This is a genomic window from Paenibacillus sp. P46E, from assembly GCF_001909095.1.
GTDB classification, from domain to species: Bacteria; Bacillota; Bacilli; order Paenibacillales; family Paenibacillaceae; genus Paenibacillus_AQ; species Paenibacillus_AQ helianthi.
Map to the genome: position 1 here is coordinate 109,953 of NZ_LVYZ01000029.1, position 14,798 is coordinate 124,750.

At 45.5% G+C, this 14,798-nt stretch carries 16 protein-coding genes; 6 read left to right on the plus strand and 10 right to left on the minus strand.

Annotated elements, in window-relative coordinates; genetic code table 11:
• Positions 1–90: 90 nt before the first annotated feature.
• On the plus strand, positions 91–999 hold the full coding sequence (locus tag A3849_RS07685) for an aldo/keto reductase (protein ID WP_074110876.1): 909 nt from the start codon (positions 91–93) through the stop codon (positions 997–999).
• Positions 1,000–1,089: 90 nt separating this feature from the next.
• Here the strand turns inward: A3849_RS07685 and A3849_RS07690 are convergent, their stop codons facing one another.
• The 3 genes from A3849_RS07690 to A3849_RS07700 all read right to left on the minus strand — a co-directional run bounded on the left by A3849_RS07690 (position 1,090) and on the right by A3849_RS07700 (position 4,483).
• Complete coding sequence (locus A3849_RS07690; protein WP_074110877.1) at positions 1,090–2,748, minus strand: S-layer homology domain-containing protein; 1,659 nt, start codon at positions 2,746–2,748, stop codon at positions 1,090–1,092.
• Between the two features lie 400 nt (positions 2,749–3,148).
• Entirely contained in the window at positions 3,149–3,880 is a 732-nt protein-coding gene (locus tag A3849_RS07695; RefSeq protein ID WP_074110878.1) for a ZIP family metal transporter, read from the minus strand.
• 87 nt (positions 3,881–3,967) lie between these two features.
• A complete protein-coding gene (locus A3849_RS07700) occupies positions 3,968–4,483 on the minus strand; it encodes a GNAT family N-acetyltransferase (RefSeq protein WP_074110879.1) in 516 nt (171 codons plus the stop codon).
• A 221-nt stretch (positions 4,484–4,704) separates the two neighbouring features.
• On the opposite strand from A3849_RS07700, the gene A3849_RS07705 reads away from it, so the two are divergent.
• The 3 genes from A3849_RS07705 (at position 4,705) to A3849_RS07715 (ending at position 6,006) form a co-directional block, all read left to right on the plus strand.
• Positions 4,705–5,202, plus strand: coding sequence for a DinB family protein (locus A3849_RS07705; protein WP_074110880.1), 498 nt, complete (start codon positions 4,705–4,707; stop codon positions 5,200–5,202).
• A gap of 24 nt (positions 5,203–5,226) precedes the next feature.
• Positions 5,227–5,595: a DUF1304 domain-containing protein gene (locus tag A3849_RS07710; protein ID WP_074110881.1), complete on the plus strand. Its 369-nt coding sequence runs from the start codon at positions 5,227–5,229 to the stop codon at positions 5,593–5,595.
• Positions 5,596–5,706: 111 nt separating this feature from the next.
• Positions 5,707–6,006, plus strand: coding sequence for a LysR family transcriptional regulator (locus tag A3849_RS07715; RefSeq protein ID WP_074110882.1), 300 nt, complete (start codon positions 5,707–5,709; stop codon positions 6,004–6,006).
• Positions 6,007–6,182: 176 nt separating this feature from the next.
• Here A3849_RS07715 and A3849_RS07720 read toward each other — a convergent pair whose 3' ends face one another.
• Together A3849_RS07720 and A3849_RS07725 are read right to left on the minus strand one after the other, a co-directional pair.
• A complete protein-coding gene (locus tag A3849_RS07720; RefSeq protein WP_074110883.1) occupies positions 6,183–6,665 on the minus strand; it encodes a GyrI-like domain-containing protein in 483 nt (160 codons plus the stop codon).
• Between the two features lie 60 nt (positions 6,666–6,725).
• Complete coding sequence (locus A3849_RS07725; RefSeq protein WP_074110884.1) at positions 6,726–7,463, minus strand: leucine-rich repeat domain-containing protein; 738 nt, start codon at positions 7,461–7,463, stop codon at positions 6,726–6,728.
• Between the two features lie 233 nt (positions 7,464–7,696).
• Here A3849_RS07725 and A3849_RS07730 point away from each other — a divergent pair, with 233 nt between their 5' ends.
• Both A3849_RS07730 and A3849_RS07735 read left to right on the plus strand, forming a co-directional pair.
• Positions 7,697–8,716 (plus strand): glycosyltransferase family 4 protein, encoded by a 1,020-nt coding sequence (locus A3849_RS07730; RefSeq protein ID WP_074110885.1) that lies wholly within the window; start codon positions 7,697–7,699, stop codon positions 8,714–8,716.
• A 24-nt stretch (positions 8,717–8,740) separates the two neighbouring features.
• The gene (locus tag A3849_RS07735) at positions 8,741–9,754 is read left to right on the plus strand and encodes a lysylphosphatidylglycerol synthase transmembrane domain-containing protein (RefSeq protein WP_074110886.1); all 1,014 of its coding nucleotides are present in this window, start codon (positions 8,741–8,743) and stop codon (positions 9,752–9,754) included.
• Between the two features lie 171 nt (positions 9,755–9,925).
• Here A3849_RS07735 and A3849_RS07740 read toward each other — a convergent pair whose 3' ends face one another.
• From A3849_RS07740 to A3849_RS07760, 5 genes are all read right to left on the minus strand, one after another.
• Complete coding sequence (locus tag A3849_RS07740; protein ID WP_074110887.1) at positions 9,926–11,146, minus strand: glycosyltransferase family 4 protein; 1,221 nt, start codon at positions 11,144–11,146, stop codon at positions 9,926–9,928.
• A 176-nt stretch (positions 11,147–11,322) separates the two neighbouring features.
• Positions 11,323–11,952: a phosphatase PAP2 family protein gene (locus tag A3849_RS07745; protein WP_074110888.1), complete on the minus strand. Its 630-nt coding sequence runs from the start codon at positions 11,950–11,952 to the stop codon at positions 11,323–11,325.
• Positions 11,953–12,199: 247 nt separating this feature from the next.
• Complete coding sequence (locus tag A3849_RS07750) at positions 12,200–12,799, minus strand: acyl-CoA-like ligand-binding transcription factor (RefSeq protein WP_483874376.1); 600 nt, start codon at positions 12,797–12,799, stop codon at positions 12,200–12,202.
• 24 nt (positions 12,800–12,823) lie between these two features.
• A complete protein-coding gene (locus A3849_RS07755) occupies positions 12,824–14,335 on the minus strand; it encodes an MFS transporter (protein WP_074110889.1) in 1,512 nt (503 codons plus the stop codon).
• A 198-nt stretch (positions 14,336–14,533) separates the two neighbouring features.
• The gene (locus tag A3849_RS07760) at positions 14,534–14,788 is read right to left on the minus strand and encodes an SseB family protein (protein ID WP_143191761.1); all 255 of its coding nucleotides are present in this window, start codon (positions 14,786–14,788) and stop codon (positions 14,534–14,536) included.
• Between the last annotated feature and the right edge of the window lie 10 nt (positions 14,789–14,798).

The window sequence follows — 14,798 nt, forward strand, 5'->3', positions numbered from 1 at the left end:
CACAGCTGGCAGGCTGCGGCGGTGCTATTGCCGTCTTTTACCGTAGGGATGCTATAATGTACACAAAAAACAACACAGAGAGGGAAGCAAATGAACAAGAACCGTTTAGGGAAGTCTGATCTATACGTAAGTGCCATGGGACTCGGCTGCATGTCCCTGGGGACCGACGAAGCCACGGCGATTCCGATTATTCATGAGGCGCTTGAGCTAGGCGTCAACTTCCTGGATACTGCCGACCTCTATGATGGCGGGCGGAATGAAGAAATTATCGGGCAAGCGCTGCGTCATCGCCGGGCAGACGTTATCCTCGCTACCAAAGTCGGCAACCGCAGAATCCCCGGTCAGGAAGGCTGGACCTGGGACCCTTCCAAAGCTTATATAAAGTCGGCAGTAAAAGAGAGCCTGCATAGACTGCAGACGGATTATATCGACCTGTACCAGCTGCATGGCGGTACGCTCGAAGATCCGATTGCTGAGACCATTGAAGCCTTCGAGGAGCTGAAGCAGGAAGGACTGATCCGCTATTACGGCATCTCCTCCATCCGCCCGAATGTGATCAGGGAATACGTCTCCCGTTCCAATATTGTTAGTGTCATGAGCCAGTACAGCATGCTGGACCGGCGGCCTGAAGAAGAGGTTCTGCCCCTGCTGGAACGGCAAGGCATTAGTCTCATTGCCCGGGGACCGCTGGCAAGCGGCATATTAACCGAACATGGCGCCAGTAAAGCCAACCGGGAGTATCTTGGCTACAGTAGCGAGGAACTGGTAGGGCTGCATGAACATCTGCTGAAGCAGAGCGGCGGCACCCGTACCCTTACCGAGACAGCGCTGAATTACCCGCTGGCAAATCCCGCAGTTGCCGCCATTATTCCGGGCGCAAGCAGCCTGGGGCAACTGCGGCTGAATGCGGCTGCCGCTGAATCCGCCCCGCTCTCTCCCGCAGAGCTGGCAGCTGTCCATGCTGCCAGTAAAAGCAACCGGTATGCGCAGCACCGCTAAGAACATGTATGACGAAGAGGCTGTCCCTGTAACTGTTAGGTCATAACAGTTCAGGAACAGCCTCTTTTCATAATACATGATTTGCCGGTTCTACAGCTTGGAGATCAATTGAACCGCTTCGGCCCGGGTCGCATTCTGCAGAGGCTGGAACTTGTTGCCGCTCCGGCCCTGAATCAGACCCAGCTCATGAGCATAAGCCACATATGGCCGGGCCCACTTTGAAATGGAGCTGTAGTCGGCAAAAGCACTGGAGGCTTCTACCGTACTCAGTGACTTATTATTTTTATAGAGATAAGATTTGATCAGCATGGCTGTCATCTCCTGCCGGGAAATAAGCTTGTCCGGTGCAAATGCCGAACCGGAGATTCCCGTTACGATACCGGCCGCAGAAGCTGCAGCAACCTCATCCGCATACCATTTGGCCGCTCCAACATCACTGAAGCTGCTTGCATTGCCTGCCTTCAGATTCAGCTTGCGGGCAATAAACGCAGCAAATTCGGCCCGTGTCACCTTTTGATTAGGGGAGAAGTGCAGATCACTTGTCCCTGTCACCACCTGCTCAGCCACCATTGCTTGAATGGCACCGGATGCCCAATGAGTAGCGGGAACGTCACTGAACGATTTACTGTATTGCAGCACAGCGTATTTACTGAAATGGCTGGTCTGAACACTCAGATAGCCGCTCTCCAGTTGTCCTGCTGTGTACTGCAGTCCGCCTTGTGCATCCAAATAATAAACACCAGTGAGCGGGGTATTCACGCCTTCGTTAACCTTCAATTTCAACGTGACCGGAAAATCGAACTCAGACAGCTTCGTTTCTTTGCCGTCTGCCGTTATGAGCGATAAGCCAAAATCAAAAGCCGCACCAGCGGAGGTAATTGCAGTATTCGCCGATTTACCGGTAGTTCCGCTTGTTGCCTTGGCAATATCATCACTGCTAAGCGGAGTAAAGGAGACGGAAATCTTCGCATCCTTTAGCTGCTCTGCTGGCACAGAAGCCTTAAGCTTGTCCAGATCACCACTTGGAATTTCAATAGACAGATTATCTTTGGAGACAACCAGCGCATTGTCTTTGTTGATTACTTCAGAGCTTGCAGGCAACAGGAGCTGCTTAATATCGCTGGCTACAGGTACAGATACCTTCCCGTTCTCACTTTTGAGTGCTATGTCTAAGGCCTTCGTGACTCCAGCCAGGTCGACTACACTGATAAGAGATTTAACCGCTACCACCGCAGGGACAGATGAGCTTGGTCCTGAGGCCCCGCCGCCTCCTGCTGCACTACCTCCGCCTCCGCCTGGTGTACTTCCTCCTCCTGACGTCCCCCCTCCAGAAGCCTGAGGCACTGGAAAGATGTAAGCTTGCAGCGAGCGATTGCCCACTTTGTCTACAGCTGCTACATTAACATGATAAATCTTACCATTGGTTAAACCGTTAATAGTGAAGTTTGTTCGCTTAATAGGTTCTGTCAGCAGACTGCCATCCAGCCAGACTAGGTAACCTTCTAGATCCTCTTCCTTATTGTTGTCCCAGGTTACATACAGGCTTCCGTTGCCAGATGCCTTCAATCCTGTGGGCTTAGCAGGTGCGAATGGATCGCCGGTTACGATGCCATTCTCACGGTATTCATAGTCATAATCAAGGGACTCGCCTTTTTTATAGGCTGAGGCATAAAGGTGAGCACATCCATATTGAGAGTTAGCGTTGGGTAAGCTGATCTCATGACCCGAAGCTGAAGGGGTAAGCTTCAAGATAAATTATTGGTCGATTTTTAGTGGAACTGGAAATTTAAACCTAAAGTAATTTTTATAATTATAGAAGTTGCTTACTGGAAACACAGTTCCATCCTTATCGACTAATTCAAAATCTGAAGCACTCAATTCTGAATGGTTTATTGTATACGGGACAGAAAGATAACCCGAAGAAGCATTAAATAAAACCATAGTCAAATCTTTCCATGTATCTGGCTGGTCTACAGCGTTTCCTGATACAACGAATGATGCCAGTACCTCATTGGGTTGAAGCGCGTAACCGGGCTCCTTTCCACTAAAGAGGAACTTCACTTCCTTCATTAACCCAGGAGTTCGGATTATATGGGGAATTGAAAAATCCGATTTTCGACAAGGTCTGACGGAATTCCTCCCTGTTCCCTCACCCAAAAGCTTGAGTAATATACACCATCGCCAACAGGCCAAAGATAAATGAATACGTTGAGGGGCGTTCATACCCGTGTCCGTGGCTCTCCGGAATCAGCTCCTTGTAGACGATAAAGAGCATCGCTCCAGCGGCAAAAGCCAGTCCGTACCCCACCACGTTCTGCATATAGCTGGCTGTAAAATATCCGATGACCGCGGACACCATCTCCATGAGGCCGGTTAAGGTTGCCATAATCAATGCTTTGCGCCGGGTTGCCTGGGAGTTCAGCAAAAATACAGCCAGAATCAGACCCTCCGGCATATTCTGTGCTCCGATGGCTATCGCTACCATGGGACCTAGGCTCGGCTGTTCACTCGCATAGCTGAAGCCCGTGCTGAGACCTTCGGGAATATTATGAATAAACAATGCGATCAGCACCAGCAGTGCTTTGGAATCCAAGTTAGTGAAGCCGGTCTTGTTCTCCACATCAATATGCGGAATATTATTCTCAATCAGATCGAGCAGCAGTACACCTGTAATCAGACCCAGGGTTAACGCAAGGATTCCCGATTCCTTGATCGCCTGCGGCATTAACCCAAAGGTGGATGCAGATACCATGATCCCGGCAGTGAAGGCGACCAGCACATCCTTCCACAGCTCGGACAATCTTCGGACGAACAGAATGGGAACCACCCCAAGTACAGTAGCCATAGCTGATAAAAAGCTGCCAAGCAGCGCAGTTTGCAAGTCTTCAACCCCTTTGGTGGACAGGACTCCTAGACCCAGCTTATGCTGCCTGCAGGCACAGTTATGTCTGTAACTCCCATTTATATTCTACAGCTCCGGCACTAGCGGCAAATACATCAGATCCTCATCCTGGTAATCAGGCCCAAGCTTCATCGCCCTCGGCTCTGTGCCATAACGGATAAACCCCAGAGATTCATACAGCCGTTTGGCGGAGAGGTTAGTGGAGGTTAAGGTCAGAATAAGGATTTCCAGACCCGGAACCAGCTTAGCCCTCTTAATCAGCTCCAGCATCAAGAGCCGCCCTACCCCCTGCTTACGCGCACACGGATCGACGTATACGGAATATACATGGGCTTTGTGACGGATCTTCGGCCTGCTCTCGCGGAAAAGGGTTACGATACCCACCAGCTTTTCCTCAGCAATGAACGCTCCAAGGGTAAAATTATTATCCGAGGGTTCCAGCCTGATCCGGGTGGTGACCATGGAGATTTTGGACTCCGACTCATAGGAGCTGAGGAAAGCCTCCGGATTCTGCAGCAGCGACTGCAGCCGGAGCTCGCGGTAAATCTCCGCATCGGCGGATGTCAGTATTCTTATGTACAAGGGTATCCCTCCGGTCTCAACTCTAAATTTCGGTTCTGCCTGTTAACATTATACCGGTTTCCCCTGTATTCTGGGCTTAGATATTTCGACTTACATTGGAGGGGCAGACCGCCTGAACAATTGACAAAATTACTGAACTTAGGTATATTTACTTTTGTAAAATTCGATTTTGCAAAATATAATTTAAATACAAATATTAAAATATGGAAAGGAGCTTCATGATGTCCGAGTCCAATTCTGCCTTTGGTCAAGCTCTTGTGAAATCATTAATTGGCGAACGGGGACATATTCCGATTGCCAGAGCTTTGCCGGATATTACACCGGAGCTTGCCGGACAACGTACGGAAGGAATTCCGTACAGCATTTATCAATTATTGAAGCATATGAGCTATTGGCAGGATTTCATGCTGACCTTCGTGGAGGGGGGTAAGCCGCAAGCTCCAGGTAGTGTAATGGAGAGCTGGCCTGAAGAGGAGGCCCCCAAGGACGAGGCAGAATGGCAGGACACCGTGAGGCATTTGCTGCAAGGCGTGGAGAAGGCGGTTGCTTTTGCCCGGACTGAACAGCTGGACGAACCGCTCCCCGGTTTTCCAGGAGAGACCAAGGGCGGGATTTTACGTAATATCGCCTCTCATAATTCCTACCATTTAGGAGAAATTGTTCTGCTTCGCCGTCTACACGGGGCCTGGCCGCCACCCGGCGGAGGCTATCCCGCCTAATCCAATACAAAAGAGGGTATTAAAATGATGATTGTGAGTACTATACTTGTGGCGCTCGTAGCGCTGGAGCATGTGTATATTTTAGCTTTGGAGATGTTTATGTGGACTACCCCCAGAGCGCAGAAGGCGTTCGGGACCACCAAGGAGTTCGCGCAGGATACGAAATCGCTAGCAGCCAATCAAGGTCTGTATAATGGTTTTCTGGCGGCTGGTCTGGTCTGGGGTTTGTTCCATCCGAACGACACGTTCGGATTTCAGCTACAGCTGTTTTTTCTGATCTGTGTCGCAGTTGCAGCGGTCTATGGCGGCATGACGGCCAAGAAATCCATTCTGTTAGTCCAGGGCCTCCCGGCCTTTCTCGCTATTATCGCCCTTCTTCTGGCGAATCTGTAAATCCGGTTTTTGATCATCAGTTTGTATAACTGGCGCCGATGCTGTATCGGGGTCAGTTTTTTTGCTGCAAAAGTAACCTATAATGAGTCCTACTTACGCCGCCGGAGGTCCATGACTACTGTTAGCCAGCAAATCGCCTCGCTTGAAGACGAGTTCAATATTCAATTGATCGACAGCAAACAAATTCCGATTGAGCCGACTGGGGCCGGATGGCTTTTTTATAGAGAGGCTATCGTGCTCAGGAAGCAATATAACCATATGAGAACGAGCATGGAGAATTATCATAAGTACAACACCCAACTGGACAAGGTACTGTTGAAGGATGTCGCGGCCTATTTGCAAAAAGGGATCTATGACGTAGCGATTGACTTCGATTCTGTGAGTTTACGGGAAAAGAAGATATCCGGTTAGGAAAGATGGATAATTATACGGCTGACTTCAAGAAACTGACGGGGCAGGATGCAATAACCGTGAAGCACATGTTCGAACATGCGGATGACTTCCAGGTTGGGGAACGACATTCGAAGGATCATTAATAAATAGGGGGTGTTCCGTAAGCTATACACGCTTGGAACGCCCCCTTGAAATTATTGTATAGCTATATAAATCTGCAATTCTGTGTTAGCCGGATCAAAATCCCTGGCATCATAAAGCTCGAAATCGCCCGTATAGGTTCTTACTTCCTGAGATTCCTTGAAATAGGCCCATATCTCATGCCACGCCTCAGCCACCACTTCATATACCGGCCCCTTTTTCGTTGTAAATACCATGTATTTACTTTCAGGGACAACCGCAACTACATGATTAATATTTCCTAAGACCGCGTCACTGCTTGATTCATGCCCAACAACAACCGTATAGGCTCCGTTAGCATCGCTCTCATAATCCGTATACAGTGCGTAAATATAATGTGGATTTTTAACACCGGATGCGGAACCGAGATTGCTCTGAAAGTAAGTTTCCCATAGTGTAGCCAATTGCCCATCCGGTCCGGCTTCCGCTGCGTTCGTTGTACGTACCGCTACTCCAGTCAGTATTAGCTTTGGCTTGTGCATTGTAATAGTGCTCATATCTCACTCTCCTCTTGAACCAAATTATACAAGGGGAAAGTAGACAGCTTACTGTCATGTTTAATTTATATTCACAAGGACGCCATTACCTTCCAGGTTTTGGATGACCTGCTTTGCTTGCTCATTCAGCGGGTTGTTTGCCAAGGATACTTCCTTTAAATTCGGCATCGTCTCGAGCACTTCAAGTTCCTGAATGAGGTTATCATCCAGATAAAGATGCTCCAGGGTTGGATGATTTTTTAACGGTGTCAAATCTTGAATTTGATTTCCGCTCAGGATAAGCCACTCTAACTTCAAATCCTGAAGAGGACTTAGATCTGTTATTTGATTGTTGCTGGCAAGAAGATCAGTCAGCTTATGTAGATTCTTGAGAGGCACTAGACTTTTGATTTTGTTATCGTCAACCACCAGTCTTTGCAGAGAACTTAACCCGGAGAGCGGTGAAAGATCAGTAATCTGATTCCCGTCAACAGCCAGGAACGTCAGTTTTTTCAGCTTGCCGAGGGGTGTGATATTCTTTATCTTTTGGCCGGGCAGAAATAAGTCCTGCAGGTTCACAGCATATTCAAGTCCCTGCAAACTGACGATTTTATTCTTGGACTCCATAGGATACAAAGACTTCAACTTCTGCAGATCAGCGGCCTTCACCTCTTTATTAGCCGGCAGCTTCAATTCCGTTCGAACAGCTTTCGCCAAGGCAGGGTCCGTAATAACAGAGGCGGCCCAAATGGATGTTGCCGGTAAAAATACAAAAACCAAACAAAACACGATGATATTTTTCACTAATTTAGCAGGCATTTAGATTCTCCTTTTTTGCAACTTGAATAGTTGTCACCCTTTCTTTTATCGGACTTTTCCTGTGATTGGTGAATGTACCGGAATATGCGGTGTGAATTTAACTATCAAATCAGATCGTTTTTGGTGTAACATATCTTTGGGACTGCTACCCAATCTTCTTCCATCAAACTTGTAATCATAGGCCGTGCATGAAAATAGCAACTATCGGCAATTCTATATTTAGGGGGACAGTAATGCCAACTATTAATATGCTTTCTTCAGCCCATAAGGTTAAAGCTCAAGGCGTTTTATCGGCTTATATCGAACAAGTCCATTTAGTTGAACAAGGTCTTAAAGACAACTACACTGTGACCATCAACAGGTTTGTTCCGGGCGATATCAATCACTATCACACGATTGACCTGAAATTTTTTCTCAGCATCCCCTTTGCCAAACGGAAAGGTACCACGGTTGCTTATGTTCATTTTGTGCCTGAAACCATAGAGGAAAGTTTGAAGCTTCCCCCTCTCTTTAAAAAAATATTTTATGCCTACATGATTAGGTTCTATAGATCCGTTGACCATATCGTCGTAGTGAACCCCTATTTTATTGACGTTCTCAAAACCTATAACATTGATGAAAAGAAGGTAACTTATATACCAAACGTAGTTTCAGAAGAACGCTTTTACCGCTATCCCGAAGACAAGATCAGTGCAATCAAACAAAAGTATTCGGTTCCATTAGATAAGTTCGTTGTCCTCGGAGTCGGTCAGGTTCAAACCAGAAAAGGGATATTGGATTTTGTAGAAGTTGCGAAACGTCTTCCGCATATTCAGTTTATCTGGGCCGGCGGCTTTTCATTCGGTTCCATTACAGAAGGCTATAAAGAACTAAAAAAAGTCATTGATCACCCGCCTGATAATGTTAAGTTCATCGGCATTATTACGAGAGAAGAAATGAATGACATCTATAATATTTGTGATCTGATGTTTTTGCCTTCTTATAACGAACTATTTCCGATGTCCATTCTTGAAGCAATCTCATTAAATGTCCCCGTTCTCTTAAGGGGCTTGGAACTATACCGCAATATTCTTTTTGATTATTATCTGCAAGGTGACAGCGTCACGGATTTCGTCACAATCATCACTGCAATGCAGCATAGAGGCGAGGATTACGATACTTGGTGTGAGAACTCCCGGAAGTGTCACGAATTCTATTCTGAACGTCATGTTCTGGAATTGTGGCAGCAGTTTTATAATCGTATTTCCTGTTAAAAACGACATATAGGAGCACCGCTCATGAGGAATAAAATATTCAACTTCATCGTTGTCATCTTTACGTTTGGTATCTTTTTGTCCTTTTTTCTTTTCACTAAGGGTCTGAGCTCTATGATCGAAGAGCTTAAGACCTTAGATATTTCCTGGATCTTATTGTCTATTGCTTTGGTACTCCTGTTTTGGCTCTTTGAAACACTTGTCTTATATACGATCACTAAAAAGCTGTATCCTATTAAAAAACTACTGGTACAATCCCTTAAATTCGAGATGATCGGCCTATTTTTTGGCGCAGTATCCCCCTTTTCAGCCGGAAGCAACCCTGCGCAACTCTATGCCATGACGGAAAACGGGATTCCTGCCGGTATTGCCGGTTCTATTTTGATGATCAAATTTATCATTCACCAAACGATTAATATCGCGATCTTAATTTTAGCCTTTTTATTTAAGTTCGGTTATTTCAACGCCAAGGTCGACTACTTTCCGTACCTATGCATTCTGGGTCTCGCCATACACGTTCTCATCATGGTCTTTGCCATCTTCTTCTCCATTAACAGCAAGCTAACGAAACGGTTGCTTACCACTGTTTTTAAAGTTTTAAAAGTCGTTAGGCTCGTAAAAAACACAGATGCCGCATTTAACAAAATCGAATCCGAATTGACGCAGTTCCATCAGAACGCTTCCTTAATCACGAAGCATCTAAAAATGTGCACATATGCCTCGATCTTCACGTTTCTGCAATATGCAGCTTTCTTTAGCATCCCCTACTGCATTTACAGGAGCTTTGGTCTCCATTCGGCTGATCTATGGACAATGATTTGTGCCCAAATTTTCTTAGTTAACTTTATGGCCATCATCCCGCTTCCCGGCGCTGCCGGAGGTGCCGAAGGGGGATTCTATTTAATCTATAGTATATTTTTTAATTCCAGTACGATAATAACAGCCATCTTTGTATGGCGAGTATTAACCTACTACATCACTGTAGCTGCAGGCAGTATATTTACGTTAGTGCTGCCGAACGTAAGGAAACACCATTAGGATCTGACTGCGACCGAACCCCGGTATTATACCGGAGTAAGGTCGTTTTGCTTTTCGACCGTGTTTGGAGCCTTTTCCCCACAAAAAAACCCTCCCGGCAGGCGACGTTTGTCAGCTCAGCTTAACCGCTGGCTTCTTTGCGTTGTCTACAGTGAGGGGGATTTCGCCAAGCTATAACTTATGTCTTCTAAACTTTAACATTTTAGGAAATACAAACTTCCCTAAAGGAATCGGGGCCTCTTTATTGGCGTAAATCATACTCCAATATTTATCCAAAACCTTATTCGCGAAAACGCTGCTGGAATATTCATTCGCCTTCCTCATGGCTTCCTCGCTCATATGGTTCCTTAAATCAGCGTCACTGAGTATTTCAGTTATAAAATCAACAAATTCGTCTTTTTTCAGATAGGAATAGCCATTCTTCCCTTGTTCGATAACACCATCTATACAAGGATCATATCTGCAAACGACAGGGCATCCACAGCTTAATGCCTCTAAATAGGTTAATCCCTGGGTCTCGCTAGTCGAAGCATTAACAAAAATTTCAGCCATTTTATAGTATTTATACACATTTTCCGAATGTACCATTCCTGCAAAAATAACGTTGTTTACTAAATTTTGATTTTTCACCTGTTCTTTCAAGGTGTTCAAATATGGCCCGCCGCCTACGATCAACAGCTTCACTTTAGGTGACTTCTTCACCAATTCAGGTAAAAACATTAAGATTTCACTTATATTTTTCTCCAGCGCGATTCGCCCCACATAGGCGATAATTCGGTCGTCCGGATGAATATGCAGTTCCCGCATGATTTGTTGTTTATCTTCTTCACTTAATGCTTGCTGGAATTTGTGCAGCTCTATGCCGGTGGGTATGTCATAAATGGGCTTACTGACCCCATAGTGTAAAAGTTTATTTTTCGTTTTATCTGTAGCAGCAATAACACCATCTAAGCTGTTTAACATTCTCCTGGTTATTTTGGCCGATATATTTATCGTAATAATCTTTCCACCCAGGAAATAATTCAAGTAATTCTCATACATGGTGTGATAGGTATGCACATGTGGAATATTTAATTTATTTGAAATATGTTTGGACACGACCATCATCGAAAATTCGGTTTGGGAATGTATAATTTCAGGGCCCCATCGAATGATTGCATGAATGAGCTTATTATATAGGGGCAGCTTAAATCTGGCATCGGGATACACACCGATCGGGATTGACTTTACGTAATACACATCACCGTCTACCTCCTCGCGACCCGTATGCGACAAGGTCAATATGCGAACGTCGTGTCCCTCGTTCTTCAATTCTTTATATAAATTTTTTACGGAGGTGACAACTCCATTAATCATAGGAGAATATGTATCCGTTGTTATTAAGATTTTCACTCGTTTTTCCTCCCAGTACATCTCATTCAACCTGGCCCGCTTGATCCTGCACGCGAATACGCCTTTAACGAGAAATTAAGGATTGCTGCGTGTATTTATATATCAACTGATACCATGAATTCATCTTAACATGTAACTATTAAATAATGATTAATCGCGGGTGGAATTAACAATTATTACATGGCCGCACTGCCGGTTTCCTGAGGCAAACGCTGCCGTCTTGTTTTGAAGTAACGCCCCGATATCCGGAATACAGTTTCGCCTAAGATGATACCAGCGACTGCGTCTGCAATGACATGTTGCTTGATGAACAGTGTCGACAAAATGATCAAACCGCCCATAACAACGACGGCTAGCCGGACCGGCTTGGATAAATCCCTTGAACCTCGCTGCATTAGGTAACACGTAAGCACATGAATACTCGGGAACCCGTTATAGGGCTCATCGAACCTGTAAGTGATAGGCACAAAAAAATTCCAACCCTCCCCGAGCTGAGGACGCGGCACATGCGTAGGGAAAACCAGAAAAACAACATTGGACAGCAGTATACCTATACAAACGGCGGCAAGTGTATGGTAATAGGCGGAACTTTTCTTTTGGAAAATCAAAATAAGCGTAATGAATATAAACGGATACCAAACAAAATAAAAAATAGAGAAAACCGGTATGAACGGAGTGGCTTGATCCATCTTTGTCACCAGTACATGCTCGACTGGTCTCAGATGGTTCTGCAGCGAGTACAGCAGGCCTATTAACGGAATGGTTAATAGCCAAAGCAGCGGTATTTGCTTTTGCAGCTTCTTCAAATCTAAATCACCTTCTTCATTAATTTACGATCTTATAATCTTATCATGCCAACATTCTGAATCACAATGATTGTAATTGTACCCGCTTCAAAAGACGGTAGCAGGCAAAACTAAGAAAACTCTAAATTCCGCCCTGCTTATGATACGGTTCCCCGTGATGGCTGTAAAGGCAAGTTTAAGGCCATCCTTCGCGGGATGGCCTTTGACTTGCATCAAATTTCTTCCTTACTAATATAGCTATTCGGCTTCACAATGGCAAGCCTTCCTCTAAATTGCTCAAGGCTTCATCTAACAATGTGGAAAAATCAGCATCAGGATTCTCCGCATAGTACAGCATCACAGAGATATTGACACCAATAATTGCACCAGCGAAAGTGCGCACCGCTAAGTCTTCCGGATTACGGCCTACTCGTTTAGCTATTAATTCCATGATCAACTGCATCATTTGGGTCATGTTATTTAGACTCGCAGCCCTCAGTTCCGGGACCTTCATAATAAGCTCGTTACGTTCACGCACCGTAGTTAGCTCATCTGTGGACATATCCTTAATTCCAGAAAGCATAGCGTTACGTACTGCTTGGAGCGGGCTCAGATTAGAGGGCTGGTCTTCAAAAGCAGCAACAAAAAGAGGATCATAGTTATCGATAAGCAATACATCCTCTTTCGTAGAGAAGTAACGAAAAAAGGTGCTGTATGAAATTTCTGCTGCCTCCGCAATCTGCTCCACAGTGGTAGCTTTATAGCCCAACTCGCGAAAAAGCCGCAATGCGTGCTTTTGAACGGTTGCCATAGTCTTTGCTTTTTTACGTTCGCGCAATCCATTACTTCGTTGATCATCCGATAACACGATGTTCACTCCCCAACATTTTAATTACTTCATATCCGAAGATGCATTTCCGTTTCTATCTATACGAACTTTCAAGAAGGATAGAGTTAATACGATACCAAGCGCCGCCACACCGCCACACATCCATAGTGTAACTCCCATTCCGTGAACGAATGCTGAGCGAACGGAATGAAGCAGATTTGTTGAATTCATTTGGTGGGCATATGTTGTACCTGCCGATACGTTTCGCTGAACTACTTCTGCAATGTCACTTGACAATCCGTCCAAATCCAGTTTATCACGATAACCCTTGCTAAGTAAGGTACCCAGAATAGCCACCCCCATTGTACCCCCGACTTGGCGCAATGACATAATGAGTGCCGAGCCTACACCACTCCGTTCAGCAGAGAGTACAGACATAGCCTCGTCCATAGCTGCAGGTAGTGCAAACCCAATTCCAAAACCAACAACCGTTATCCATACCGAAGTATAACCGTATCCGCTGCCCAAACTGGTATAAGCACCAAGAACAACACCAATACCAAGTACCAAGAAACCAAGTGCAATGGTTATCCTGGTACCAAACCGTGACTGAAGCCAGTCAGAAATTTGCGAACCAACTAAGAGACCTCCCACCAGTGGCAGTAACCTTAGACCCGCGCTTTGTGCATCGGCCCCTTGGACGGCTTGAAAATATTGAGGCGTTACAAACAACATACCGAACATCATAAATGAAACAAGCGTAGCCAATATTGTCCCCCAGGTGAAGCTGGCCGAACGGAACAACGAGAGATCAATCAGCGGATGACGGATACGCTTCTCCCAGAGTATAAAAGCAAACAACAACAGCATGCCAATAACAATCGTAGCTAATGCTGTCGGGTTCCCCCATCCCTTTTCTCCTACTTCAATAACACCGTAGGTTATACCGACTAATCCAAGGCTTGAGGTTAATACACCAATGTGATCTACCTTCTGAATTCCAGAACCCCGGGATTCAGACAATAATATGGAAACTGCAAACAGTGCAATAAGAATAAGCGGAATATTAATAAGAAACACTGACCCCCACCTGTAGTTGTTAAGCAGCCATCCGCCAACAATAGGTCCTAGTGGAATTCCAAATGCGTTAGCCATCATCCACACCGCTATTGCCTTAGGACGTTCCTTTTCAGTGAACAATATAGGAATAATCGCCATCGATAAAGGCACCAGTAGAGCAGCCCCAAGACCAAGAACAGCGCGTGCAGCGATAAGTTCCCCTGCTGAGTCTGAGTAGGCGCATGCCACCGAGGCCGTTCCAAATACAATCAGCCCGATGATAAGCATCTTTTTCCGGCCTAAACGGTCACCTAGTAGTCCCGCAGGAAGAAGTAACGCAGCAAAGACAAGATTGTACGCATCGGCAAACCATTGAAGTTCCCGGTTGGATGCGTGCAAATCCGTAGCTAGAATAGGCAAAGCCAGATTGAGAATGGTCATGTCCAGACCCACTGCAAGTATGCCGATGGCAAGTGCACTCAGTACCCACCATCTTCGATTTTCTTGAAGATTCATTATCGTTTCTCCTTTCAAAATGAGGTAATAGCCGCCCCTCTTATTTTGACATTTTATTTAATTTGATACTATATCTCATTTGAAACTATATTCCATTTAAATCTAACCGTCAACAAATAAAAAGCCGCATCCGGTAGAATACCAGAAGCAGCTTAAAGCCGAGGTTCTTTTTTTCAGCATTTCTTTGTCCTTTTTCCTCTACAACCTCTTATATTCGGCGATCATGCGCTTATTCTTGTCGTCCAACCGGAAACCGATCCCCCGGAAATTAATGACAGCTCCGCTCATGTTCTCCGATAGGGTCACAATATCCTCGTAGGTAGCGATATTGCCGCCCCATACTGTTTTATCATATCCTTTTTCAAACTCAAGCCAATCTGTGAATACCGGCAACCAAGGTTCTTCCCCCTCCACGCCAAGGGAGGCAAATTGAATGTACGTTCCTTGCTTCAACGTCTTCAGG